Genomic DNA, 23,973 nt, shown 5'->3' with positions numbered 1-23,973 from the left:
TACAAATTTGATAGAAAAAGAACAACCAGTCTTTCTCGAAACCGATCCGCTCCCATAGGCTCCTGTTCGTGATAGCCCGACAACCAAACAGGACCGCTTCATGAACGACCGCTCTTTCCGCTCCCTTTTTTCCCGGCGTCGTCTGCTGACCGCCGCCTCTGCACTGGCATTTGCCGCTCTGGTCGCGACTGCTGGTGTAACCCCGGCCGTGGCTGAGGACGGAGCGCATGATGGCGGAGACGTCGTTTTCCTGATCGACTCCCTCGGAGACACCTGGATCCCCAACAACAGCGCAATCTCCAGCTTTCAGGGCCATATCTGGGGCCATGTTACCGACAAGCTTCTCTATGTCGATGCCGATGGCAAGGTCAGCCCGTGGATCGCCGAGCGCTGGGAGCAGAACGACAATGCGACAGAGTTCACTTTGCATCTGAAGACCGGCGTAACCTTTTCCGATGGCAGCCCGCTCGATGCGGCGGCCGTCGTTGCCAATCTCGACATCTGGTACGCCGGTCGCAAAAGCGAGGGTATCAATCCGATCGGCCTCTTCCCCAAAACCTACGATCACGCCGAAGCGGTCGATGCAACAACCGTGAAAGTTTTCTTCAAGAAGCCGACCCTCGGCTTCATCCCGACACTCGGCTACCACGGCTCGATCCTGATCTCCCCGAAGACCATCGCCTCGCCGGCAAGCGCCCAGGCGGACCTGAGCAGGACATCCGGCAGCGGCCCTTATGTCGTCGAGTCCTGGAAGGAAGGCGACTACGTCAAGCTCGCCAAGCGCAAGGACTACAACTGGGGGCCGGCAGCGGTCGGCCAGACTGGCCCTGCCCATCTCGATACGATCACCTACAAGCTCGTTTCGGAACCATCGCTGCGCGTTGCGGCAGTCCAGTCCGGCCAGGCGGACGTCGCCTATAACGCATCGCCCCAGGAGCTTGAATCTCTGAAGTCGGAAGGCCTCACTGTGGCGACGCCCCGCTATCTCGGCTTCGTCAACGGCTGGGCTGTTAACACCAAGCTTGCCCCCTATGACGACGTGAAGGTTCGCCAGGCACTTCAGGCAGGCATCAATCGCCAGGAAATCATCGACACCGTCTATACGCCCGACTGGAAGCTTGCGACGTCGTTCATCCAGAGCAATGTTCCCGGCGCGACCGACCAGAGCGCACTCCTCGCCTACAATCCTGACAAGGCGGAGAAGCTTCTCGACGAGGCCGGATGGAAGAAGGGTCCGGACGGTATACGCGTCAAGGATGGCAAGCCACTATTGCTGACGCTGAACTCGAACCCCTACCTCGCGACATCGAAGTCGATCGACGAACTGATTTCGCAGCAACTCGGCAAGATCGGCTGGAAGGTCGATATTCGCGCTTATGACGTCGTCACCTTCGGCCAGAAGGTCAAGTATGGCGGCGCCGGAGTGCCGGCCTATGAGGTGACGCGCTCCTTCATCGACGCCGGCACCGTCGCCGGCATCCTCACCAACGCCAACAATGGCGAGAACTGGTTTGCGCTCGACGAGAGTGACAAGACCCTCAACGATTTGCGCGACAAGATCGCCGGCGCCGGCTCCATCGAAGCTCGCAAGCCTCTTCTCGACGAGTTGCAGAAATACGTCCTCGACCAGGGCTATTTCATTCCGCGAACGCAGATCGTCCAGCGCATCTACGTGCAGTCGCCGAAGCTCAAGGGCGAAGTCTACAACGGCGTCGCCTATGCCAGCTACTACACGGCAACGAAGAGCGAATAGCCCGGCCAATCGACAGACACAGAGGTGATGGGCATGAGCAAAGCTTATTTCAACTACGCCGGAAAGCGGCTGCTGCAGGCGATCGTCGTGATCCTGCTGTCTTATGTCTTCACCTTTGTCGTCGTCAGCATCCTGCCCGGCGATCCGATCACAAACGTTCTCAACAACCCTCAAAACGGCTTCACGCCGGATGAAATCAAAGAGATCATCGCTGCGCAGGGACTGGACAAGCCGATCCCCGAGCAGCTCTGGAACGCCTTTTCCGGCTTCGTGACCGGCGACCTCGGCCTGTCGATGCGGACTAACCGGCCGGTGGCGACGCTGATCGGCGAGGTTCTGCCATCAACGCTCGTGCTTGCCTCGGCCGGCCTTGCGGTCGCGCTTTTCCTGGCAGCGATCATCGCTTACGGCACACAATTTTTGCCCAGACGCTACGGACAGGGCCTGCTGCGCGGCTTTCCCTCGCTGTTCCTGTCGGTTCCGAACTTCGTCATCGGGTTGGTGCTGATCCACCTCTTCGGTTTCCAGCTCGGCGTCTTTCGCGTCATCGAGCCCGACAGCTTCTGGGCAACGCTTTTCGCAGCGATCGCCCTCGGCATTCCGATCTCCGCGCAGATTGCCGAAGTCCTGATTGTCAATCTCGACCATGAGTCCGGCCAGGACTATGCCGCCGTCGCACGCGGACGCGGGCTCGGCCAGATGCGGCTCTTCGTCATGCACCTGCTGAAGCCGTCATCGCTGCCCGTCATCACTGTCGTCGCTCTGACGATYGGCGAGTTGCTCGGCGGATCGCTGATTACCGAGACCGTGTTCGGCCGAAATGGGCTCGGCAGCCTGGTGCAGCGGTCGGTCAGCACCCAGGACCTGCCGGTCCTACAGGCGGTCGTTTCGCTCGCGGCGGTGGTCTTTGTTGTCGTAAACCTGATCGCCGACCTGACCTACCCGCTGCTCGATCCCCGCGTGAAGCTCCTCGGCACGCAGCAGCGTCGGCCGACGACCACTGATGACAGCTCTGTCCCGATCTCCAAGGCGGTGACCCCATGACGCTCGCCTCTCTTTCTTTCACGCCCACGACGCTGGTCGGTCGTCTGACGGGCCTGCGTGTGCCGCCGGTCGTCATCCTCTCGTTCCTGGTCGTCGCTCTGGCGATCGCCTGGTCCTTGGCGCCTAGCCTCTTCACAAGCTACGATCCGGTGAACGGCACCCCCGCCCAGAAGCTGCTCGGCCCAAGTGCGGCGCACTGGTTCGGCACCGATCATCTCGGCCGCGATCTTTACGCCCGTGTCATCTATGGCACGGCCTCATCGGTAGCCAGCGCGCTGATCGCGGTCGTGATCGGCGTTGTCGCCGGCGGCATTATCGGACTGCTGGCCGGCTTCTTCGGCAGCTGGGTGGACACGGTCTTTGCCCGCCTCGTCGATGTCTTGCTGGCAATCCCCAAATTCCTGCTGGCAGTGATCGTCGTCACCGCAATCGGTTTCGACACGACGAATGCGGCAATCGCAACAGGCGTCTCCGCCGTCGCCCTTTTTGCCCGGGTGATGCGCGCCGAAGTCATCAAGACACGGGCTGCGACATTCGTGGAATCGTCCTTCCTTCTCGGCGGCTCGCGCTGGCACATTCTGTGGCGCCACGTGCTGCCGAACGCATCGCGATCGGTGCTTCCGCTTGCCGTCCTGCAGTTCGGCGATTCCATCCTGGTGATCGCCAGCCTTGCCTTCCTTGGCTACGGCGACCCGCCGCCTGCTTCCGATTGGGGCCTGCTGATCTCGATCGGCAAGGATTACCTCAAATGGCCCTGGCTGGTTTACGCCCCAGCCCTCGTCACGATCGCAACCGTTCTCTCTGTAAACAGGATCAGCCGATGGCTCCGCAAGACAGACTGACCACGTTTTTGAATCGCCCATCGTCCCCGTTAGTGCGGGCCGAAGGATTGTCGGTAGCCTACGGCACCCACAGGGTCGTGACCAATGTCGGCTTCGAGCTTGGACGCGGCAAAAGTCTCGCGCTGATCGGCGAATCCGGATCGGGCAAATCCACCATCGCCCGCGCCGTCCTGCGGCTGCTTCCCGCAAAGGGACACGCCTCCGGCCGCGTCGAATTCGAGGGCCAGGAGCTTCTGGGGCTTCCCGAGCGCCGCTTCCGCCCATTCAGGGGACGCAGGATCGGCTTCGTGCCGCAGGATCCGGGCAACTCCCTGAACCCGGTTCGCACCGTCGGCGCGCAGGCAATGGAAGCTGCCGCACTCCTGGACGAACCGGACAGGCCGCTTCGCAAGGCGCTCATTCTGGAGACATTTGCGCAGGTCGGGCTCGACAATCCGCAGCGTGTCTATGATTCCTACCCCCACCAGCTTTCCGGCGGCATGCTCCAGCGCGTTCTGATCGGGCTCGCCGTTCTGCCGCGACCGTCGCTGCTGGTCGCAGACGAGCCGACCTCCGCACTCGATGTGACGATCCAGAAGCGTATTCTCGACCTGTTGTCGAAGTTGCAGGAGGAGCTGCAAATCAGCCTTCTCCTGATCACCCATGACCTGGCGATCGCAGCCGAGCGCGCGGATTCCATTGTCGTCCTCAAGGACGGCGTCATCCAGGAAGCCGGAAACACGGCTGCGGTATTCTCCGCCCCTTCCTCGTCCTACGCCAGAAAGCTCCATGGGGATGTGCCGGCACTCAATCCTGACCGGTACCGGCCGTTGCGAGAGCCCGGTTTCCGGCACCTTGTCGCGAGGCGCGAAAAGACACCGAAGATCGAGGTCAGCGGCGTAACGAAGAACTTCACCGTCGACGGCAAGGTTCTGACCGCCGTCAACGACGTCTCGTTCGAGGTTCAGGCGGGAACGACGCATGCGCTAGTCGGGGAATCCGGATCCGGAAAGACAACGGCAATCCGGCTTCTGCTCGGGCTTGAACAGCCCGACACTGGAAAGATCGCCGTTGGCGGCGAACAGGTAATTGGCCGGTCCCCCGAGCAGCTTCGCTCTATCTGGCGGCACCTGCAGCTTGTCTATCAGAACCCGTTCACGTCCCTCGACCCGACCTGGACCGCCGAGAAAATCGTGCGCGAGCCTCTAGACCGCTTCAAGATAGGGACACACCAGGAACGGGCACTCGCGGTGCGCAAGGCATTCGCGGATGTGGGGCTTGGCGAGCATCTCTTGTTCCGAAAGCCCGCCGCCTTGTCCGGCGGCCAGCGCCAGCGCGTTGCTATCGCCCGGTCGCTCGTCCTGAAACCCGATGTGATCGTGCTTGACGAGCCTACCTCGGCGCTCGACGTCAGCGTTCAGGCCGATATCGTTGAAGTGCTGCTTTCGCTGCAGGTGAAGCTCGGCCTCACCTATATCTTCGTGTCGCATGACCTGGCGCTGGTGCGCCAGCTTGCTCACACGGTCTCGGTCATGCAGCGCGGCCGCATCGTCGAGCACGGTACTGTCGGAGAGATCTTCGACACGCCCCGGCAGCCCTATACCCGCTCTTTGCTGGAATCGATCCCGTCAGGGGCCGCGCGTTTTGCGCGAAGCCAGCCCCTGCAGCAGCGACAGATCTTCAATGAGGAAAAGATCGCATGAGCGTGATTGCCCCCGCCCCGACACCGTCAGCGTCATTCCGTCCGAAGAAGCGCCTCGGGTTCAACACGCGTGTCGCGTTCAACGATGAATCCGGCCCAACCCATGGTTTGCGGGAGGGAATCGAGCTCTTCAAGGCCGCCGAACGCCTGGGCTATCAGTCAGGCTGGGCCTATCAGCGGCATTTCGATCACTATCTATCCTCGCCTCTGCCCTTCTTCGCCGCGACAGGCCAGCATACCAGCCATATCGTCCTGGGTTCGGCAGTCATTCCAATGCGTTATCAGGACCCTATCCTGCTGGCGGAAGCCGCAGGCACCACCGACCTCCTGATTGGTGGCAGATTGGAACTGGCGATCTCGACCGGCGCCAACGCAGCCTTCGATGCCGTCTTCGGCACGGTCGAGAGCGATGCCAGGACGGAAGCCAAGCGCCGTCAGGCGCGCTTTCTGTCCGCGATCTCAGGCGAGGTTCTGCACACCGTCGCGGAATCTGGCCAAGGGGCCGCGGAAGGCAGCCAGCTGAGGGTAACACCGCACAGTCCGACGCTTCGCTCACGCATCCGTCAAGGTTCCGCTAGCCTCGGGTCCGCGATCCAGGCCGCCGAACTCGGCATCGGCCTGATCGCCGGAACCGTACAGCACGACCACGCCGAGGGCGAGAGCTTCGGAAGCTACCAGGCCCGTTGCATCGAGGCATTCCGCTCCAACTGGCGGAAGCAGTGGACAAGCGAGCCGCCGCCCGTCGCCGTGGCGGCTTCGGTCCTGGTTGGCTCGACGCCGGAGCTGCGGGAGAAATACGCAGCCTATGATCTCGAGCGCCGCACTCAGGGTATCGCCGCATCGCGACCGAAAGGCGCTCTTGAGCCGAGCTCGCGGACCAACCAACCGCCGGGAAGCCAGATTTCGCCGGTTTTCCACGGCACACCGGATCAGGTGATCGAGGCAGTGCTTGCTGATCCCGGGCTCGCTACGGCCGACGAAATCGTTCTCTTCCTGCCGCCGGCCTTCGGCCTTGCCGAAAATATCCAGCTGCTCACCGACCTTGCCGGGACCCTTGCCCCGAGCCTTGGCTGGTCGCCGGACTGGTAGAACCTACACTGGATCTCAAACACCGGCAGCCGCGAATTAGAGATATTTTTCTATAGTTTCAGTGGAAATAGAAAGACCTGTCTTCCTCGTCCTATGTCTGCCACCTAACCTTCGACCACCATCGACAATCAGAGGAGCTCCCATGTCCGCGGAATTCATCAGCGTCAGCTTTCCCAACGCCTCGAACGACCTCCATCCCATCCCGGACGCTCCGGTCGATCCACGCTATCTCGAGCGCTACGCGCGCGCCCTCGACGACTACGGCTTCAACTACACGCTAATCCCCTACTCATCGTCCTCCTTCGATCCCTTTACCCTTGGCGCCACAGTTCTGGCGCACACGAAGAACATCAAGATCATCGTCGCGCTCAGGCCCAACACGGTGTACCCGACGGTCGCGGCCAAATCGCTTGCCACTCTCGATCAATTGAGCGGCGGCCGCGTCGTCGTCCACTTCATTGCGGGCGGCAGCGATGACGAGCAGGCGCGCGAGGGAGACTTCCTCAACAAGGAGCAGCGCTACGAGCGGCAGGAGGAATATATCCGTATTCTGCGCCTCGCATGGACCTCGACTGAGCCCTTCGATTTCGATGGCACATATTACCAGTTCAAGCAGTTCCGCAGCGCAGTGCGGCCCACGAATGGCACCATCCCCATCTCTGTCGGCGGATCGTCGGATGCCGCCTACCGGATCGGCGGCTCGCTCGGCGACATCTTCGGGCTATGGGGCGAACCGCTAGCGGAAACCAAGCAACAGATCGAACGCATCTACGCCGAGGCGGCTAAGGCAGGCAGGACGGACCGCCCGCGTATCTGGGTGACCTTCCGCCCGATCGTCGCGGAAACCGACGAACTGGCCTGGGAAAAGGCCCACCGGGTGCTCGACCGTCTCAAGGACAACCGGGAAAAGGGCCTTCATCGCGCCCCGCCCTCCGCCCCGCGCCCGGCCAATGTCGGATCGCGGCGCCTCCTTGATATTGCCGCGCGTGGCGACGTTCACGATCGCGCCCTCTGGTATCCGACGGTCACGGCGACCAATGCCTCCGGCGCCACCACCGCGCTCGTCGGATCACCGCGGACCATTGCCGATTCCATCCTCGACTATATCGATCTCGGCGCCGACCTGATCTCCATCCGCGGCTACGACAATTTCAACGATGCCGTCGATTACGGCCGCTATATTCTGCCGCTGGTGCGCGAAGGCATCCGCGAGCGGGAAGAGGCAAAGAAGAAGGCCGCCGCCTGATGATCGCGCGCGATACGGCTTTCGATCCAAGCCTGCTGAGCGCGACGACGCGCGCTCTTGCGGACGCAGCTCCCGAGGCGGACCGGACCGGGGATTTTCCCTGGACTGGCATCCGGGCGGTTCATCAAAGCGGCCTGCTCGAAAGCACTGTCGCGGCGAGATACGGCGGCGCCGGCGCAACGCTCCACGAGGCCGCAACGATCCTTGCGGCCCTCGGCCGCGGTGATCCATCGGTCGCCCTGATCAGCGCCATGACGATCTTCAACCACCTCGGCCAGGCAACCAAAAACCATTGGCCCGAGGACCTCTACAAGCGCCTGCTTGCTCAGACCAAGCAGCATCCGCTGCTGCTCAATGCCGCGCGTGTCGAACCGGAACTTGGCTCGCCGGCCCGTGGCGGCCTGCCGGCGACGGTTGCCCGGCGTACCGCATCCGGCTGGTCGATCACCGGCCGCAAGCGCTTCGTCACAGGCGCACACGGTCTGACCCATTTTCTTGTGTGGGCACACACCGATGAGGCGAAGGCCCGCGTCGGAACATTTGTCGTGCCGAACAAGCACCCGGGCATTCGCGTCATCGAGAACTGGAACAGCCTTGGCATGCGCGCCTCCGGATCTCACGATGTCGAATACACCGATGTGGAAATCCCGCTGGAGAATGTCATCGATCTTGTTGACCCCTCCGTTGCGCAGCAGGACAACCGTGCCCATGCGGCAATCACGCTGGCGCTGACCGCGCTCTATCTTGGGGTGGCTGAAGCTGCTCAGGAGGCGTTCATCCGTTTTGCGCATGAGCGTGTTCCTACAAACCTTGGCCATCCGATCGCCCGCACCGAACGGTTCGTGACGTTCTCCGGTGAAATCGATCTGCTGGTCTCCGGTGCCCGGCAGATCATTTTCGATGCCCTGAAGGACAATCATGCCGACGCTGAAAAGCACATAAGAGCCCGATTTATTGCCGGCCGGCAGCTGCGCGACGCGGTGCAGATTGCCGTGCGCGGCATCGGCAATCCTGGCCTCGGAAACGAATTGGGGCTGGAACGCCATTTCAGGGACATTCAGTCGGTGCTCGTCCATGCCCCGCAGGAGGACACGTCAATCTCCATTCTCGGGCGCGCCGCCTTCGAACGTTGGAAGAGCGAAAGGGCGGCGCCATTGGCACCTCCGGTCAATCTCACGGCATTGAAGACGGCCTGATCATGACACGCTACATCATCATCGGTGCCGGTGCAGTCGGCGCTAGCCTCGCGGCCGAGTTCGAGACGCATGGCATCCCCTATTTGCTCGTTGGTCGCGGCACCCAGATTGCCCATATCGCCGCCCGCGGTCTCTCGTATCGCCGGCCGGACGGACACAGTATGCTCCGGCTCAACACCGCCGACACGGCTTCGCCACCGGCGCTTCGCCCGGGTGATATTCTGGTCCTTGCGGTCAAGGCACAGGATGTCGAAGCGACCACAGAATTCTGGGCCTGGCGGCAGGTCGAGGGTGCAGGCTTTGCATCCGAACTGCCACTCGTGACGTTGCAAAACGGGCTGGCTGCGGAAGACATTGCGCTGCGGCGCTTCGATCGTGTCTATGCGGCGAGTATCCGCATTCCGGCGCGCTATACCGTCACCGGCGAGGTCGTCGTCGGAGGCGAGCCGAATGTCGGCATCGTCGCCCTCGGCCGCTACCCGGAAGGGCTCGACGACACGGCTTCGTCGATCGTCGCCGATCTTGCAAAGGCGGGCTACCTGGCCGAAGCGCGCTCCGACATCCGGCGATGGAAGGCGGCCAAGCTCGAGCACAACGTCACCAATGCCGTCGAGCTTTTCGCAGGTCCTCCCGAAGTCCGCTCAAAAGCCGCAGCCAGCCTGGCGCAAGAGGCACGCACCGTTCTCCTAGCCGCCGGATACGATCCCGCAGCGCCCTCGGAATGGAAGATCGACATCTCAACCTGGCGGGTCGCGCCAGAGAGTGGCATCAAGCCCGGTCAGCAATCGACCTGGCAAAGTTTCACCCGCGGCACTTCAAGCGAAGTCGATTATCTGAACGGTGAAATCGTCCGTCTCGGACGAATTCACGGGGTTGCAGCACCTCTCAACGCGGCCTTCCAGAAGGCTGCGGCGAGGCTTGCGATCGATGGCCGTCCCCCAGGTACACGAGATATTGGCGAGTTTTATCCCGTCATCGCCGATGGCGCAGCGCTCGGCGTGCCTGCGGAAAGCAAGCCGATCGAAAGGAAAGATATGGGAACCCCTAGGGTCGTTGCGATATCGGGCAGCTTCAGCCGGCCTTCGAAAACCACGGCGCTCGTGCAGCATGTCGCCGGACGCGCAAGCGATCGCTACGGCTTTGATAGCGTGACTTACGACATGGTCGATGTCGGACCATCGCTTGGTACTGCTCTCTGGCGCAAACAGCTCGACGACAGGGCTGACCATGTCATTCAAGAGATTGTCGATGCCGACATCCTTATCATCGGCGCACCGACCTATAAGGGCTCCTACTCGGGTCTCTTCAAGCATTTGATCGATCTCATCGATCCTCATGAGCTACGGTCGAAACCGATCCTCATCACGGCCACGGGCGGCGGCGATCGCCACGCGCTGATGGTGGAGCACCAGCTTCGCCCATTGTTCGGGTTCTTCATGGCCCACACGCTGCCAACCGCGGTCTACGCGTCGGATCGTGACTTTGTCGATTACACCGTCTCATCAGAACAACTCCTCAAACGCATCGGCGAGGCGATCGACGAGATTGGCACCTTCTTGCCGATCGGCGAGGCCAATCGTGCCGCGGCCGAATGAAACGCTCCAACACAAAGGCGCTCGCAAACGCAGGTATCGGCAATTTGCCACCGGCGTGGTTACGAGGCGCGCCGATTAATTTGCAAAAATAGGGGCTTTCGAAGGATTCTGATCTCAATGCGTGCCTGAAAACGAAACGCGAGCATGTTGATCGATTTGGTCGAGATTAATACCCTCGACTGATCTCACGCACCTCTTCCGGGGGAGTGCGTGAAGAGCTGTGCGCATGCATGGCTTTTCGACACCGCAACGCCTGATACAGGAGCACGCATGCCGCAGCGTCAAATTTCAAAAAGCCGCCGCCATCTCAATTGGCCTAATGCGTTATTCCCAGTTGCGGCTTCTCTCGGTCTCATCGCCATGCTGGTGCCCGGGCAAGCTGCGGCCGAGGGCAAGATCCGCATCGCGCAGCAGTTTGGGATTTCCTACCTGACGCTCGATGTCGTCCGCGATCAGAAGCTCATCGAGAAACATGGCAAGGAAGCCGGTCTCGACATAACGGTCGAATGGGCAACGGTGTCCGGCGCAACGGCAATGAACGAAGCGCTTCTTTCCGAGAATCTCGATATCGCAGCCGCCGGCGTGCCGCCGGCGCTCACCACCTGGGACCGAACCAAGGGACATCAGGACGTCAAACTGGTCGCAGCACTTGGCGCCCAGCCCAACTACCTGCTGACGACCAATCCAAATATCCATTCGTTGAAAGACTTTGGGCCGGACGACCGGATCGCGGTGCCTGCGGCCGGCGTTGGTTTCCAGTCCCGCACGCTTCAGATCGAAGCTGCAAAGGTCTTTGGCAAGGACAAGTTCCAGAAGCTCGACGATATCACCATCAGCTTGCCGCATCCCGACGCAACCGCGGCACTGATTTCAGGCGGAACGGAAGTGAACTCGCACTTCTCCTCGGCACCCTTCTATTATCAGGCGCTGCAGGGCAACAAGGCAGTTCACAAGGTCATCAGTTCCTATGATATTCTTGGAGGGCCGGCGACCTTCAATGTCCTTTATGCCACCAGCGCTTTCCATGACAAAAATCCCAAGACCTATGCTGCCTTCTATGCAGCGCTGCGTGATGCCGCGGATTGGATCAGCACGCACAAGACAGAAGCCGCCGATACCTTTATCYGCGAGCAGAAATCGAAGCTCTCGCCCAAACTCGTCCTCGATATCATCAACGATCCGGAAAACGACTTTTCGATCGTGCCCAAAAACACTTTCATATACGCTTCGGAACTCTACAAGATCGGCGTCCTGAAAAATGAGGCCGGGTCCTGGAAGGACTACTTCTTCCCGGAAGCGCAGGGCGATAACGGCAGCTGACATTTATCGGATAAACCTGATCCTGCGATAGCGCGGCCCTATAGGCCGCGCAGAAGATTTGCGAGATAGAATGGACGGCACATCCACCGAAGCCTTGAGCCGCGCGGCCCCCTCAACGCAACCACCGCTTCTTTCGGTGAAGGGTGTTACATTGGAATATGCGGCGCCCGGACGGATCGTGCGCGCGACGCAGAATGTCAGCTTCGATGTTTGGGAAGCGGATCGCTTTATTCTACTCGGCGCTTCCGGCTGCGGCAAATCCACCCTCTTAAAGGCCGTCGGCGGCTTTATTGCGCCGACTGAAGGACAGGTCCTTTTGGATGGTCGTCCGGTCAACGGACCGGGACCGGATCGTGTGGTAGTCTTTCAGGAGTTCGACCAGTTACCGCCCTGGAAGACCATTCGAGAGAACGTGGCCTTTCCTGTTCGGGTCTCCGGTCGCCTTGGCCGAAAAGAGGCTCTCGAAAGAGCTGACTACTATCTGGAAAAGGTGGGATTATCTCGTTTTGCCGGGGCCTATCCGAACGCTTTGTCGGGAGGAATGAAGCAACGTGTTGCAATCGCACGGGCCCTTGCGATGGAGCCACGTGTCCTGCTGATGGATGAGCCCTTTGCAGCGCTTGATGCGCTGACCCGGCGCAAGATGCAGGAAGAACTCCTGGCACTGTGGGAAGAAGTCCGCTTCACCCTGCTCTTCGTCACCCATTCCATCGAAGAGGCGTTGGTCGTCGGCAATCGGATCGCACTGTTGTCTCCGCATCCGGGCCGCATGCGTGCCGAGATCAATAGCCATGAATGGGACCTGCAAAGCGGCGGAAGCCCTGAGTTTCAGGCAGCCGCAACCCGCATTCATCGCCTTCTGTTTGACGAGGCGCCCATTGCAACAGAAAGCGATCATGCGTGACACTGCTACCGCTGGCCCTGTTATAATACGGCCGACGCCGCCGATCCGACCTGAATACGAGCTGATGCCTGAGCCAATCGCCGGAAGCTCCATCGAACGGCGCGCGTCGCTGCCGCGGCGACTCTGGCAGCAGGCATGGCTGCGAAAAGGTCTTCTCCTGATCTTTCTCGCAATCTTATGGGAGATTGTCGCAAGAATTCAGGGCAATGACCTTCTCCTGCCGTCATTCACGGAGACACTTCAAGCTTTCTTCGACGATATTGCCAATGGCGTTTTGCCTGGCCGCGCAGCGAACTCCATCGATATTCTGCTGAAAGGTTATGTCGCGGGGGTCGTTTTGGCATTCGTCCTGACGTCGCTCGCCGTATCCAGCCAACTCGGGCGYGATTTCCTGTCGACCTTGACCTCCATGCTCAATCCTTTGCCTCCGATCGCACTTCTGCCGCTCGGGCTTCTGTGGTTCGGGCTCGGCCAGGGAAGTCTTATTTTCGTGCTGATCCATTCGGTGCTCTGGCCGCTTGCTCTCAACATGTATACGGGCTTCACCAGTGTGCCGGAGACCCTGCGCATGACGGGCCGCAATTATGGCCTGCGCGGATTGCGCTACGTCTTCCTTATTCTTGTGCCGGCAGCCCTGCCGTCGATCATCGCGGGCCTTAAAATCGGCTGGGCCTTCGCGTGGCGGACATTGATTGCCGCGGAACTCGTCTTTGGCGCATCCTCGGGCCGTGGCGGGCTCGGCTGGTACATCTTCCAGAACCGCAACGAGCTCTACACCGACCGGGTGTTCGCCGGCCTGATGACGGTCATCCTGCTGGGTCTCCTCGTCGAGAATGTCCTGTTCCGGCAGTTGGAAAGGCGCACGATTCTGAAATGGGGTATGACGCGATAGCATGGCTGGCAAACGACAATGACACAGGAAAAATATATCGTCGGCATCACCGATCACATGATCGGTCATCCCGACCTAGAAGCCGAAGTGCTGGGTCGTGATATCGAGATCGATTTTTTCGCGACCACAGACGAGACGCTATTTGACGCCGATCGCCTGGCAAGACTTGACGCGCTGATGGTCTGGGGCGCACGGCTGACTTCGCGCAGTATCTCTCACCTTCATCGCTGCCGCGGCGTGGTCCGCTATGGCGTCGGCTACGAGAAGATCGATCTTGCGGCATTGGCAAATGCCGGCATCCCCTTTGCCAACAATCCCGATTACGGCACCGAAGAAGTTGCCGATCACGCGATCGCAATGATCCTCTCGCTCCATCGCCGCCTCTGGGAACATGATGCCCGTGCTCGCGGCTATACATCCGGTTGGCAGGTCCACAGCCTCAAACCGCTTTCCCGGTCGAACCGCGCAACCGTCGGCATCATTGGCGTCGGCCGGATTGGCACCGCGGTCGTCAACCGTCTGAAGCCGTTCGGTTTCCGTATCCTCGGCTACGATCCAGGTCAGCCGCCCGGCCATGAGAAGGCTGTCGGTTATGAGCGTGTGGACCGCCTTGACGACATTCTCGCCCAGTCAGATGTCGTCACACTGCATTGTCCGGCAACAGCCGATACCCGCGGCATGCTGGATGCCGAGGGTCTTGAAAGGCTGAAACCAGGGGCAATCCTCGTTAATACCGCTCGCGGAGAACTTCTCAGCAATTTCGACGCGCTCGAAGCGGCTTTGCGCAGCGGTCATCTTGCGGCAGCGGCGATCGACACGCTGACACAGGAGCCACCGGGCCACCATCCCCTCTTGTCTGCGTGGCGAGACCATGAGGACTGGCTTGCCGGGCGGCTTGTCATCACGCCCCACAACGCTTTTTATTCCGACCACGCTGCCGTCGAAATGCGCACCAATGCGGCGCGGACGGTCAAAATCCTGCTTGAAGAAGGCCGGTTGCGAAACCGCGTTACGGCCTGATCATTTTGCGACTTTCCACGATCCGATCCGAACGATCCAGGCACAACCATGACCAATAGCTCCGAATTCCTGTGGTACATTCCAAACGACGTCAAGGCGGGCCATAGAGGCGATGCCGCCGCCGAAAATCACAACAGTCTGGAAGCGATAACGGCACACGCAGTTGCACTGGAAGAGCATGGGTGGAAAGGGGCTCTGATTGGCACCGGATGGGGCCGCCCCGACACCTTTACGATCGCAGCAGCCCTTGCTGCACGCACCACCACATTCGAACCCTTGATCGCTGCCCGACCTGGTTATTGGCGGCCTGCGAACTTCGCTTCCGCTGCCGCAACGCTTGACCAACTGACTGGCGGCCGGGTTCGGGTCAACATCGTCTCCGGTCAGGACGACCTCGCCGCCTATGGCGACGAGGAAGGCGACCAGTCTCAGCGCTATGCACGCACGAAGGAATTCATGCGACTGGTCCGCCGGCTATGGACCGAGGAGAATGTGACATTCCACGGACAGCATTTCCAGGTAACCGGCTCTACCGCTGCGCCACGGCTTGATGTGCGCATCGAGCGCCGTCATCCCAAGATCTATTTTGGCGGCGCATCAGAGGCGGCTGAACAAGTGTCGGCGACAGAAGCCGACGTGCAGTTGTTCTGGGGAGAGCCTCTCGATGGCGTACGGGAGCGGATCGAACGCTTGAATACACTCAGCAAGGACTTGGACCGCGATCTCCCGCCCCTGGAGTTTGGACTCAGGATAACAACCCTGGTGCGTGACACGAGGGAAAAGGCATGGTCCGATGCGGAAGCGCGCGTTGCCAAGATGGCCGACGGCAAAAGCGGTAGCTGGAACGATCACAAAGCAGGTGCAGTCGGCCAGCAGCGGTTGCTCGATCTGCACAAGCGAGGCGATGTGCTGGACGACAACCTTTATACTACTCCCGGCAAGTTCGGTGGCGGTGGTGCCGGCACGACTTGGCTGGTCGGTTCGGCTGAAGACGTCGCCGGCTCGCTGAGAAGATACAGGGAGCTCGGCATTACCCATTTCATTCTGTCTGACACTCCGTATTTACAGGAGATCAAGCGGCAGGGTGAGCAATTGCTGCCGTTGCTGCGATAGAATTCAGGACACGCCCTCTTTTAGTGATCTTCTGATATGGCGGAGGAATACCGGCATGGTTTGCTCTTGAGCATGGGGTAATCGCGGACGGTTCCCCTAAAACCATTGCCTCAGCAATATCTGACATGGGTGGTTGCCCCCGGTAGGATGGAAATACGGGCTCACGATTGGAACCGGGCCTACATATCAAACGGGAGGCGACCATGGACCAATATATCGGGCTTGATGTTTCGTTGAAAAATACTGCGGTCTCGATCCGAGAGGATAGGAAACGGATCTGGCGAGGGAAATGCCCTTCTGATCCGAAAATTCTATCGCAGATCATCCGCAAGCACGCTTTGCACGCGTAGCTCGTTGTCTTCGAGACAGGTCCACTGTCGACATGGTTCTATCATGCGCTGACGGCCGAAGGGATTCCTGCGATTTGCATTGAAGCTCGGCACGCGCAACCCATGATTTACGAGATCGCCCATCTGCCAGTTCACGCAGAGCTCGGCTGTCGGAAACATTCGACACCGAACCAGCCGTCCTGCTTGAGCATGTCTGCTGTCTCGGCCTGCAAGGCATCGTCGGCAAACACCTCGATCGACCCTATCGTTCCGGCCGGACCGAGGATTGGGTTAAGATCAAATGCGTCCAGAGCGAGGCTTTCCTCATCGTCGGCTATGAGATGTCATCGGCGTCCCCTGCCGGCTTCGGCTCGTTGGTACTTGCTGCCTATCGCGGAGCCGATCTCGTCCACGTCGGAAGTGTCGGCACGGGATTCAGGCAAGCCGAGGCCATCCGATTGCGGAAGATGCTGGACCAGCTGCGATGGAAGCGAAAGCAGCCGCCCCTGCCCTATTCCGGAAGTGCCGATATTGTCTGGGTCGAGTCGACCCTGATCGCCGAGATCGAGTTTCGTGCCTCGACACAGACGGGAAACTTCGCCATCCATCCTACAAGGGCTTGCGAACGCCAGGACAATGCCGACGTCTTCCGGCTCGACTAGCGCAATCAGCGCCATACGCTAGATTGTCCGCCGTTCGAGCTCAAGCGAGTAGATAGCCACTATGTGCAATCTTTTGTCTGATTGCGAACGGCTATTCAACCCGGTTTCTCACAGCGGCCGCTTCAGGAGTGCCGCCAAACTTTGCCAGCGCAGGCAGAGGAATGCCGTTCGGCACGATGGCCGTCATTTTGCGCAGATATTGCCAACTGCATAGAAGGCGAGCTGAAACCCGCGAGGCTCGCCCTTGTCTACGAGGTCGATGCTTGATCACCTCAAGATGGTGGTCCGATAGTCGAAGGCTGCTGTCTACCTAGCGCGTAGTCTCATACAAAGATTGCAGCGCAGTCACTTCCACCAGGTCCTTGCGGGACATCATCCTGCCTAACGTAGCACGGCAGTATCTGGCTTATGCAGCGGCATCTCCCCAGCGATACTCAGTTCCGTCCGCCCATACGCGATGCATCACAATCGCCAGTTTTCGAGATGCCGCCGTTTCGGTCTGTCTCACCGGAGGCGTACTTCTTGGGCGTGAGACCAAGGTGTGGCCCGACATCCCGAGATCGTTCAAAGCGGGCTGGATCATCGATGGTGGTAACGTAGGTGACCGCCGTGATTGCTCCAACGCCGGGAATAGTCATCAATCGACGGCAGGTACGATCTTTCCTAACCGTTTCAAGCAACATTTTGTGGAGGACAGCACACTGCTGGCGGAGAGCAGCTCGTGCGATCAACATAGGTTTGATCATCGCGCCGAGACGGGGCAGATTTTCGATTGCCTCCAAGACACGGGCTTCAAACGGACCGCCTGTAATCCGTCCCGCGAGCTTGATCCCGAACCCCCGGAGCGTGCCACGAATCTCGTTCTCGATATCAATCTGCTTCGTCTGAAGGGTAGGTCGATTGGTCAGAAGCATTCGTATTTCCTGGCTCTCGTCGCTCTTCACGTGAACGATGGAGACCCAGCCGACCCGCATGCAGCTTGCAATCGCCCTGGCATCATTTCGGTCATTCTTGATCGGCATGGTTTTGGTCATGGCTCGCAGCCGTCGAGGGTTGATGCAGATCGCGTTCAAGCCTCGTGATTTGAGCCCGTTGTATAGCCATGAGGCGGTGCTTCCGGCTTCCAAACCGACCCGCGAAAAATCCACGTCCAGCTTCCCAAGCCATGCCGCGATGTCCTCAGGATGAGAAGGTGCGGTTCCTTCCCGAACAATAATTCCGTCTTCGTCGAGAACGCAGATAGCGGTCTCGGCCAGGGATACCACCGCCGACCATGGAATCCTGTTCGCATCCGGCCGACATACAAGCCGCATCTTTCGATGGACGCCGGCCCATCCGCCTCAAGCGGCATTTTCGAACGGCGAGGAATGTCCCGGCAAGTGCGGGGCTCCTCGTCATAACCGGGTCCAAGGCGTCGACCTCAGTCTTGAAAGGCTGTTGGTGGGACCTGAGACGCCGATACGTCGCCTTGCAGGGATATGAACCGGAGACCCATTTTTTATCGAAGCGGTCGAAGCTTCATGGATGTTCGAGTCTGGAACTGAAGAGAAATTCCCACGCGCTAACGCCACAACGCCGAAATTGGTACGGCGGACAGGCGTTCCCCGAACGGGACCACCTTGTCATGGTCGTACAGGACAATGCCTGAAACAAACCGCTCCCCACATGCTTCGGCCAACATTCGCAATCCGGAAAAATCGGAAGTTGAGACGGATGCTGCCCCTTTTATCTCGATACCGACGACCCTCCCTCTTCTGTCTTCGATGACAATATCGACTTCGTTCTGCTGCTTGTCACGAAAGTGCGAAAACTCAAAGCGGGTTTGTCCGCTGCTTGCGAGTTTAAGGATCTCGCCAAAGACGAAAGTCTCCAGCAGCGCTCCGAACGGCCCCCTGTCATCCCGGAGTCTCTCGAGAGAGAGGTCACGAAGGGAGGCGAGAAGACCAGAATCGAGGAAATGTATTTTGGGGGTCTTGGTCAGGCGCTTCAGTTTGTTGGAAAACCAGGGTTGGATCGTTCTGGCGAGGAATAGGCTCTCGAATATGCCAACGTATTTTTGCGTTGTGATGTGGTTCATCCCGATGACGGAGCCAATTCCGGAATAGTTCACGAGTTGTCCCGAATGTTCTGCTAGTATGCGTAGCAGACGCGGCATCTGCGCGATCTGCTCGATTTGCGCAACATCGCGAACGTCGCGTTGAACGATCGCTTGGATATAATCCGCATACCAGTCCTGTCTGCGGTTTAAGTTTTTGCGATCTAGTGCCTCGGGATACCCACCTGCCAGAACCGCAGCCATCAGGTCGCCGCCGATGATTGGTTCTCCGGCTTTAGCTTCGTTTCGGAAGGCGTCGACCAAAAAGCTTCCAGCGGCGGTTCGAATTTCGCTTTGAGCGAGCGGCAGCAATCGGACGACTTCCATGCGCCCTGCGAGCGAGTCTGCCACGCGTGGCAGCGTCATGAGATTGGCTGAGCCGGTCAGGAGGAAACGCCCTGGACGCTCGTCGGTATCCACGCTTTCCTTGATCGCCAACAACAGCTCGGGAGCGCGCTGAATTTCGTCGAGAATGGCGCGATCCATTCCTCTTACAAAGCCAACTGGATCCCGTCGCGCGGCGTTGAGCGTCGTCGCATTGTCCAGCGTGTAATACTCCATCCCCTCGTTGGCCATCTTCTTGGCCAGCGTCGTTTTTCCGGATTGGCGAGGACCCACGATCAGCACGACCCGCGTATCTAACATGGCGTCGGCAATGCGTTGCTCAACGAGCCTTGGATACAGCGGCATAGCTTCATTCCTTTGATGACCGTTTGAAACTATGATAATGACCGATTGAAAGTCAAGGAATGACCGATTGAAACCTGAGCCCAATAAAGGTGGCCATCAGGTTTCACCATCGCCTGGTCGCCATCCACCCCTTTCCAAACGGAAATGGTCGTCACGCTCGCTTGGCAGCTGACCTTCTGGTCGAACGTCTTGGCGGCGAGCGTTTCAGTTGGGGCGGTGGAACGCTCGCCGACGTTGGTGAATTAAGCACTCGCTACGCCGCGGCCCTTCGCGCAGCCGACAACCATAATATCGCGCCGCTGCTAGAATTCGCGCGCACCTGAGAGGCGCCGCCTTCGCCTTGAACGGATGTGACCCTGAAATCTCGAGACAAGAAAAGGAAATCATTGAATTTCTGGTGTTTTCAACCTCCACCCAGGGTACTGTGTCATTAGTTAGCACATGTGCTTTGAAAGCCGATCATAGAGCCAACGTCAAATGTATCTTGGACCAATTATGACTCACGGCTTTGCCGGTTTGATGTGATGTGGAATTGGGCAGACATATGCCCTTCCCGCGGCTTTCTCGGCCCATTCGTGTTTCGCCGCAGCCAGTAGCTCAGGTGATTCAATCAGAGATAGCCCCGTCGCGGCCAGCGTCTTGGCGGCGTGTGCCATCGCCTTGTGAGCCGCCGGGCTCTTGCCTTGTGCAACAACCTGCCATGTGTGCGGATTGGTGCCGATCGCCCAGGCCGGCGTCCAACATTGCGCCGTCGGCACAACCCAGCTGACATCGCCGACATCGGTCGAACCTGCGCGAAAATGCGACTGCCTTTCGAAATCCCTGAGGCCGAGATGCAGCGGGGTGGAGCCATCGACCCTTGCGTGGGAAAAGGCATCGCCCTTGATCTGGTAAAGCCGGATGCTGCTCTTGATCGCCTCGTCGGTAAACGTGTCCTGGATCGACCGGGCAAAAGCGATATCGGCCTCGTCGAAACGGATCGGGCCAAGCAAAACCATGTTTTCATGCATGGCCGTCTCAAGGGCGATATTGGGCAGGAGATTGGTCGCTGCCGTATCGAAGACGATCTCGACCTCGGTCTCGGTCATCATCGCGGCACCGCGTGCCACCTTGTGGACACGTTCGACGAGATCCAATGCCTGCGGCATTTCCGGTGCCCGGATCAAGTAAAGCACTTCCGCCTTTGCCTGAACCACATTCGCAGCCTTGCCGCCCGCATCGGTGATCGCATAATGGACCCGACAATCCTGCGGCATGTGCTCACGCAGGAAATTGACCCCGACATTCATCAGTTCGACGGCATCCAGCGCCGAACGGCCGAGATGAGCAGCATTCGACGCATGCGCCGCCATACCCTTGAAACGGTAATAGTATTCGATGACCGCGAGATTGTTCGTAGAGCGGACGCCGTTGAAGGGGGCCGGATGCCAGGTGAGCGCGGTATCGACATCATCGAAAAGGCCGGCGCGCACCATGAAGGTCTTGCCGGAACCACCCTCTTCTCCGGGGCAACCATAATAACGCACGGTGCCGGACAGACCGTTTTCCTTCAGGTGCTGCGCCAATGCGATTGCCGCCATCAGCGATCCGACGCCGAGAAGATTATGGCCGCAACCATGGCCCGTGCCATCGACGTCAAGCGGCTGAGCCTTTGCGAGGCCCGCGACTTGGCTCATGCCGGCCAGCGCATCGAACTCGCCGAGAAAGGCAACCACCGGCTTGCCTGAGCCGATCTCGCCGATGAATGCCGTTTCCATCTCGGCAACGCCGCGGCACACCGAGAAGCCGTTTGCCTCCAGAACCTCGGCCAGAACCGCCGAAGAGCGCTGCTCCTCGAACTTCAACTCGGCGAAATCCCATATCCTGTCGCTCAGCCGGGCAAAGTCGGGTTTCATCTCTTCGATCCGGGCGGCAATCGCGTTCACGGAGTCGTGGCTCATGGCATTTCCTCAAACGAAGCCCTGAAACGGGCAAAGGTTCTCGCTCAGTGGCGATGCCGCCGCTGCTGCTTCTGGCGATAAGAAAAGAAGCCGCGCCATCGTTTGCCGATGGCGCGGACATGCGGTCAGTCGACAGAGACTTCCCAGAGGCGGGCGTTGGACTGCCAGACAGGCTGCCCCTTAAGCGTCTTCGCCGCGCCCCAGACGTCGACCATGTCATAGAGGAAGATGCCCGGCATTTCCTTCAGCATCAGTTCGTGGAATTCGTCGAACAGCTTTTGCCGCTTGGCCTGATCGGCCTCGACATAGGCGGTCTTCATCAGTTCGACGGCCTTCGGATCATCCCACATCAGCGAGGCATTCTTGTCCTTGTCGCCGACATAGAAGGAATACATCAGTGCCGGGTCGAGGCGCGGCGCAACGGACTGTGAGATGACTTGGTAATTGCCGGAACGGCGGCGATCCACCTGCGTCGCATAGTCCAGAACCTCGATCTGGATGTTGAGCCCGGCCTGCTGCATCATGGCCTGCGCCATCACGGCTGCCGGGAAGCTCGGCACGTTGCCGCGCTTGTTGGCGATGATGGAGATCGGCTCGCCCTTGTAGCCGGCAGCGGCCAGTTCCTTCTTCGCCGCCTCGATATCGTAAGGCAGGCGCTTCTTCTGGGTTTCGTCGAAATAGACGCTGTCCTGCGAAACCATGGAGCCGTTCGCCTCGCCGGTGCCGTTCGAAGCGGCGGCGACGAGCTCGTCCAGATCGAGCGCCATTGCCATCGCGCGGCGGATATGCGGATTGCTCAGAACCTTGTCGCGCGTCTGGATATAGAAGAGGTTCTTGCCGTTGTTGCGCGCCACAATGAGCTGCATTTTCGGGTTCGTCTTGATTTCCGGGATCAGGTCCGGCGAAACTTCGGCCGTGTCGAGCACGCCCGATTCAAGGCCCGCCTTGATGGTCGACGGATCAGGAATGACCATGAACTTGATGCCATCGGCGAGCGGCCGCTTCGAGCCGACCATTCCGTCCGGCTTGCCGTCATTTTCCGGCGAGACATAGTCGGCGAATTTTTTCAGGTGGATATATTCGCCCTTCTTCCACTCGTCCCACATGAAGGGGCCGGTGCCGATCGGCTTGGCAAAGCTGCCATCGGCGGCAACACTTTCCGGCGAGATCATGCCGGTATAACCGCATTCCGGGCGTGACATGAGGCCGAGGAAGACGGCGGAAGGCTTTTCGAGCGTGATGGTGACGGTCGAGGCATCGGTCGCCTTCACATCGGCCACAGCCGCGGCGCCGCCCTTGGCGAAATCGCTGAGGCAGGTCCATTTCGTGTCCGGCTTCAGGTACCGGTTCCAGTTCCACACCACGTCGTCGGCCGTCATCGGCTTGCCGTTGTGGAATTTCACGTCCGTCCTTAGCTTGAACGTATAGGTCAGGCCGTCAGCCGACATGTCGACGCTTTTTGCGAGCAGCGGCTTCACCTCGCCGCTGTTATTGTAGCCGACGAGGCCCTCGACGATGTGTAGGATGACGCCATCGGTATTGCCGTCGCGGTTGACGCCGGGATTGGCGCTGCGCAGGTCCGAGCTCTGGGCGACCGTAATGTCACGCGCGGCAGATGCATTTGCCAAGGCGAGCAGGGCGGCGCCTGCGAGAAGAAGCTTTTTCACTGTTCTACCCTCTTTTTGATCGTTCATCTTTATCTGGAGAATCCGTCCCAGCAGGCGCGCGACAGCCTGCCGATGGTTTCGAGCGATATCGTGTAGCCCGGCGTGCCACCCGGCATCACCTGCGGTACATCGTCGGTGAAAGCCGAGATGATGTAGAAGGGCGCGCCATCCCGATAGACGATGCCGGCATCCATCCGCCCGCGCTTGCCCGTGCCGCCCTTATGCGCGACGACCGTGCCGAACGGCAGGCGCGAGGGGATGGCATAACGCAGGATCTGGTTCTTCAGCGTCTGGAACGCATAGGCCGCCAGCTCACCGGAGACGCCTAGTTTTTGGCGTACATCCCCCGAGGACTGTGCATCGAGGATCATCTGCAGAAGGGCCGTCTGGTCACGCGCCGTCGTCGTCGTCACAGATTTCAGCGTATGGTCCGGCGACAATGCCAGCGGCGGGATGAGGAAGCGGTGATGGGTGCCGGAAAGTCCGATCGACTTGCAATAGGCATCCACCTCTTCCAGCGTCAACCGCTCGAACACCATCTTGGTGCAGACATTGTCGCTCAAGACCATCATGCCGGTAATCGCGTCGCGCAGCGAAATGACGATACCCGGCGTCAGGTAGCGGAACATGCCGCTTGCCACTTCCTCGGCAAAGCGCGCCTCGTAGGTGATCGCCTCGTTAAGATCGAGACGACCGTCCTCGACAGCCTTCAGGGCCGCCATCATGATCGAGGTTTTTCGCGTGCTGGCAGACGGCGTCTCCTCGTCTGCACCGCGTTCGATCGTCTCGCCGGTCAGAAGGTTGCGGACCGAAAACCGCGTCACGAACGGCTGTGCGTCGCAGATTTCCGCCAGCATCCCAGCGACCGGTTTGGCACTGGATATCGTATCCATCT

General features: G+C 59.7%; 19 protein-coding genes and 3 pseudogenes. 17 read left to right on the top strand and 5 right to left on the bottom strand.

The window, feature by feature from the left end; genetic code table 11:
- Positions 1 to 100 precede the first annotated feature (100 nt).
- From AC1DTN_RS20820 to AC1DTN_RS20745, 16 genes and pseudogenes are all read left to right on the top strand, one after another.
- A complete protein-coding gene (locus AC1DTN_RS20820; protein ID WP_477922413.1) occupies positions 101 to 1,753 on the top strand; it encodes an ABC transporter substrate-binding protein in 1,653 nt (550 codons plus the stop codon).
- Between the two features lie 33 nt (positions 1,754 to 1,786).
- Positions 1,787 to 2,797: an ABC transporter permease gene (locus AC1DTN_RS20815; protein ID WP_442207301.1), complete on the top strand. Its 1,011-nt coding sequence runs from the start codon at positions 1,787 to 1,789 to the stop codon at positions 2,795 to 2,797.
- A complete protein-coding gene (locus AC1DTN_RS20810; protein WP_442207300.1) occupies positions 2,794 to 3,639 on the top strand; it encodes an ABC transporter permease in 846 nt (281 codons plus the stop codon). Before AC1DTN_RS20815 ends, AC1DTN_RS20810 begins: the two co-directional genes overlap by 4 nt.
- Complete coding sequence (locus tag AC1DTN_RS20805; protein ID WP_477922411.1) at positions 3,618 to 5,321, top strand: ABC transporter ATP-binding protein; 1,704 nt, start codon at positions 3,618 to 3,620, stop codon at positions 5,319 to 5,321. Before AC1DTN_RS20810 ends, AC1DTN_RS20805 begins: the two co-directional genes overlap by 22 nt.
- Positions 5,318 to 6,409 carry an LLM class flavin-dependent oxidoreductase gene (locus AC1DTN_RS20800; protein ID WP_442207298.1) on the top strand — a complete coding sequence of 364 codons (1,092 nt, stop codon included), beginning with the start codon at positions 5,318 to 5,320 and terminating at the stop codon, positions 6,407 to 6,409. Before AC1DTN_RS20805 ends, AC1DTN_RS20800 begins: the two co-directional genes overlap by 4 nt.
- Positions 6,410 to 6,551: 142 nt before the next feature.
- The gene (locus tag AC1DTN_RS20795; protein WP_442207297.1) at positions 6,552 to 7,655 is read left to right on the top strand and encodes an LLM class flavin-dependent oxidoreductase; all 1,104 of its coding nucleotides are present in this window, start codon (positions 6,552 to 6,554) and stop codon (positions 7,653 to 7,655) included.
- The gene (locus AC1DTN_RS20790) at positions 7,655 to 8,851 is read left to right on the top strand and encodes an acyl-CoA dehydrogenase family protein (protein ID WP_442207296.1); all 1,197 of its coding nucleotides are present in this window, start codon (positions 7,655 to 7,657) and stop codon (positions 8,849 to 8,851) included. Before AC1DTN_RS20795 ends, AC1DTN_RS20790 begins: the two co-directional genes overlap by 1 nt.
- A 2-nt stretch (positions 8,852 to 8,853) precedes the next feature.
- Positions 8,854 to 9,741, top strand: a pseudogene (locus AC1DTN_RS20785) (ketopantoate reductase family protein); the annotation flags it as partial.
- 144 nt (positions 9,742 to 9,885) lie between these two features.
- Entirely contained in the window at positions 9,886 to 10,446 is a 561-nt protein-coding gene (msuE, locus tag AC1DTN_RS20780; RefSeq protein ID WP_442207319.1) for an FMN reductase, read from the top strand.
- A gap of 270 nt (positions 10,447 to 10,716) precedes the next feature.
- On the top strand, positions 10,717 to 11,766 hold the full coding sequence (locus AC1DTN_RS20775; RefSeq protein ID WP_477922410.1) for an ABC transporter substrate-binding protein: 1,050 nt from the start codon (positions 10,717 to 10,719) through the stop codon (positions 11,764 to 11,766).
- 70 nt (positions 11,767 to 11,836) lie between these two features.
- Positions 11,837 to 12,670 (top strand): ABC transporter ATP-binding protein, encoded by an 834-nt coding sequence (locus tag AC1DTN_RS20770; protein ID WP_442207294.1) that lies wholly within the window; start codon positions 11,837 to 11,839, stop codon positions 12,668 to 12,670.
- Positions 12,663 to 13,562, top strand: a complete 900-nt coding sequence (locus tag AC1DTN_RS20765) for an ABC transporter permease (RefSeq protein ID WP_442207293.1) — start codon at positions 12,663 to 12,665, stop codon at positions 13,560 to 13,562. The genes AC1DTN_RS20770 and AC1DTN_RS20765 overlap by 8 nt, the downstream gene beginning before the upstream one ends.
- An 18-nt stretch (positions 13,563 to 13,580) precedes the next feature.
- Entirely contained in the window at positions 13,581 to 14,582 is a 1,002-nt protein-coding gene (locus tag AC1DTN_RS20760) for a C-terminal binding protein (protein WP_442207292.1), read from the top strand.
- A gap of 48 nt (positions 14,583 to 14,630) precedes the next feature.
- A complete protein-coding gene (locus tag AC1DTN_RS20755) occupies positions 14,631 to 15,695 on the top strand; it encodes an LLM class flavin-dependent oxidoreductase (protein ID WP_477922409.1) in 1,065 nt (354 codons plus the stop codon).
- A gap of 203 nt (positions 15,696 to 15,898) precedes the next feature.
- Positions 15,899 to 16,144 (top strand): annotated as a pseudogene (locus AC1DTN_RS20750) (IS110 family transposase); the annotation flags it as partial.
- 221 nt (positions 16,145 to 16,365) lie between these two features.
- Complete coding sequence (locus AC1DTN_RS20745) at positions 16,366 to 16,686, top strand: ATP dependent DNA ligase (protein WP_477922408.1); 321 nt, start codon at positions 16,366 to 16,368, stop codon at positions 16,684 to 16,686.
- Between the two features lie 434 nt (positions 16,687 to 17,120).
- Here the strand turns inward: AC1DTN_RS20745 and AC1DTN_RS20740 are convergent, their stop codons facing one another.
- Both AC1DTN_RS20740 and AC1DTN_RS20735 read right to left on the bottom strand, forming a co-directional pair.
- Complete coding sequence (locus AC1DTN_RS20740) at positions 17,121 to 17,951, bottom strand: IS110 family RNA-guided transposase (RefSeq protein WP_477922407.1); 831 nt, start codon at positions 17,949 to 17,951, stop codon at positions 17,121 to 17,123.
- A 296-nt stretch (positions 17,952 to 18,247) separates the two neighbouring features.
- Entirely contained in the window at positions 18,248 to 19,471 is a 1,224-nt protein-coding gene (locus AC1DTN_RS20735) for an ATP-binding protein (RefSeq protein ID WP_477922405.1), read from the bottom strand.
- A gap of 80 nt (positions 19,472 to 19,551) precedes the next feature.
- Here AC1DTN_RS20735 and AC1DTN_RS20730 point away from each other — a divergent pair.
- A pseudogene (locus AC1DTN_RS20730) lies at positions 19,552 to 19,794 on the top strand (Fic family protein); the annotation flags it as partial.
- A 177-nt stretch (positions 19,795 to 19,971) separates the two neighbouring features.
- On the opposite strand, the gene AC1DTN_RS20725 reads toward AC1DTN_RS20730, so the two are convergent.
- The 3 genes from AC1DTN_RS20725 to AC1DTN_RS20715 form a co-directional block, all read right to left on the bottom strand.
- Positions 19,972 to 21,411 (bottom strand): M20 family metallopeptidase, encoded by a 1,440-nt coding sequence (locus AC1DTN_RS20725; protein ID WP_442207288.1) that lies wholly within the window; start codon positions 21,409 to 21,411, stop codon positions 19,972 to 19,974.
- A 125-nt stretch (positions 21,412 to 21,536) separates the two neighbouring features.
- Entirely contained in the window at positions 21,537 to 23,078 is a 1,542-nt protein-coding gene (locus tag AC1DTN_RS20720; protein ID WP_113324353.1) for an ABC transporter substrate-binding protein, read from the bottom strand.
- A 29-nt stretch (positions 23,079 to 23,107) separates the two neighbouring features.
- Positions 23,108 to 23,971: a serine hydrolase gene (locus tag AC1DTN_RS20715; RefSeq protein WP_477922419.1), complete on the bottom strand. Its 864-nt coding sequence runs from the start codon at positions 23,969 to 23,971 to the stop codon at positions 23,108 to 23,110.
- Positions 23,972 to 23,973 lie beyond the last annotated feature (2 nt).

The organism is Rhizobium sp. 01T444 (genome assembly GCF_056398305.1).
Note: the sequence above shows the minus strand (reverse complement) of the source record. Positions and strands in the feature narration are given on the sequence as shown.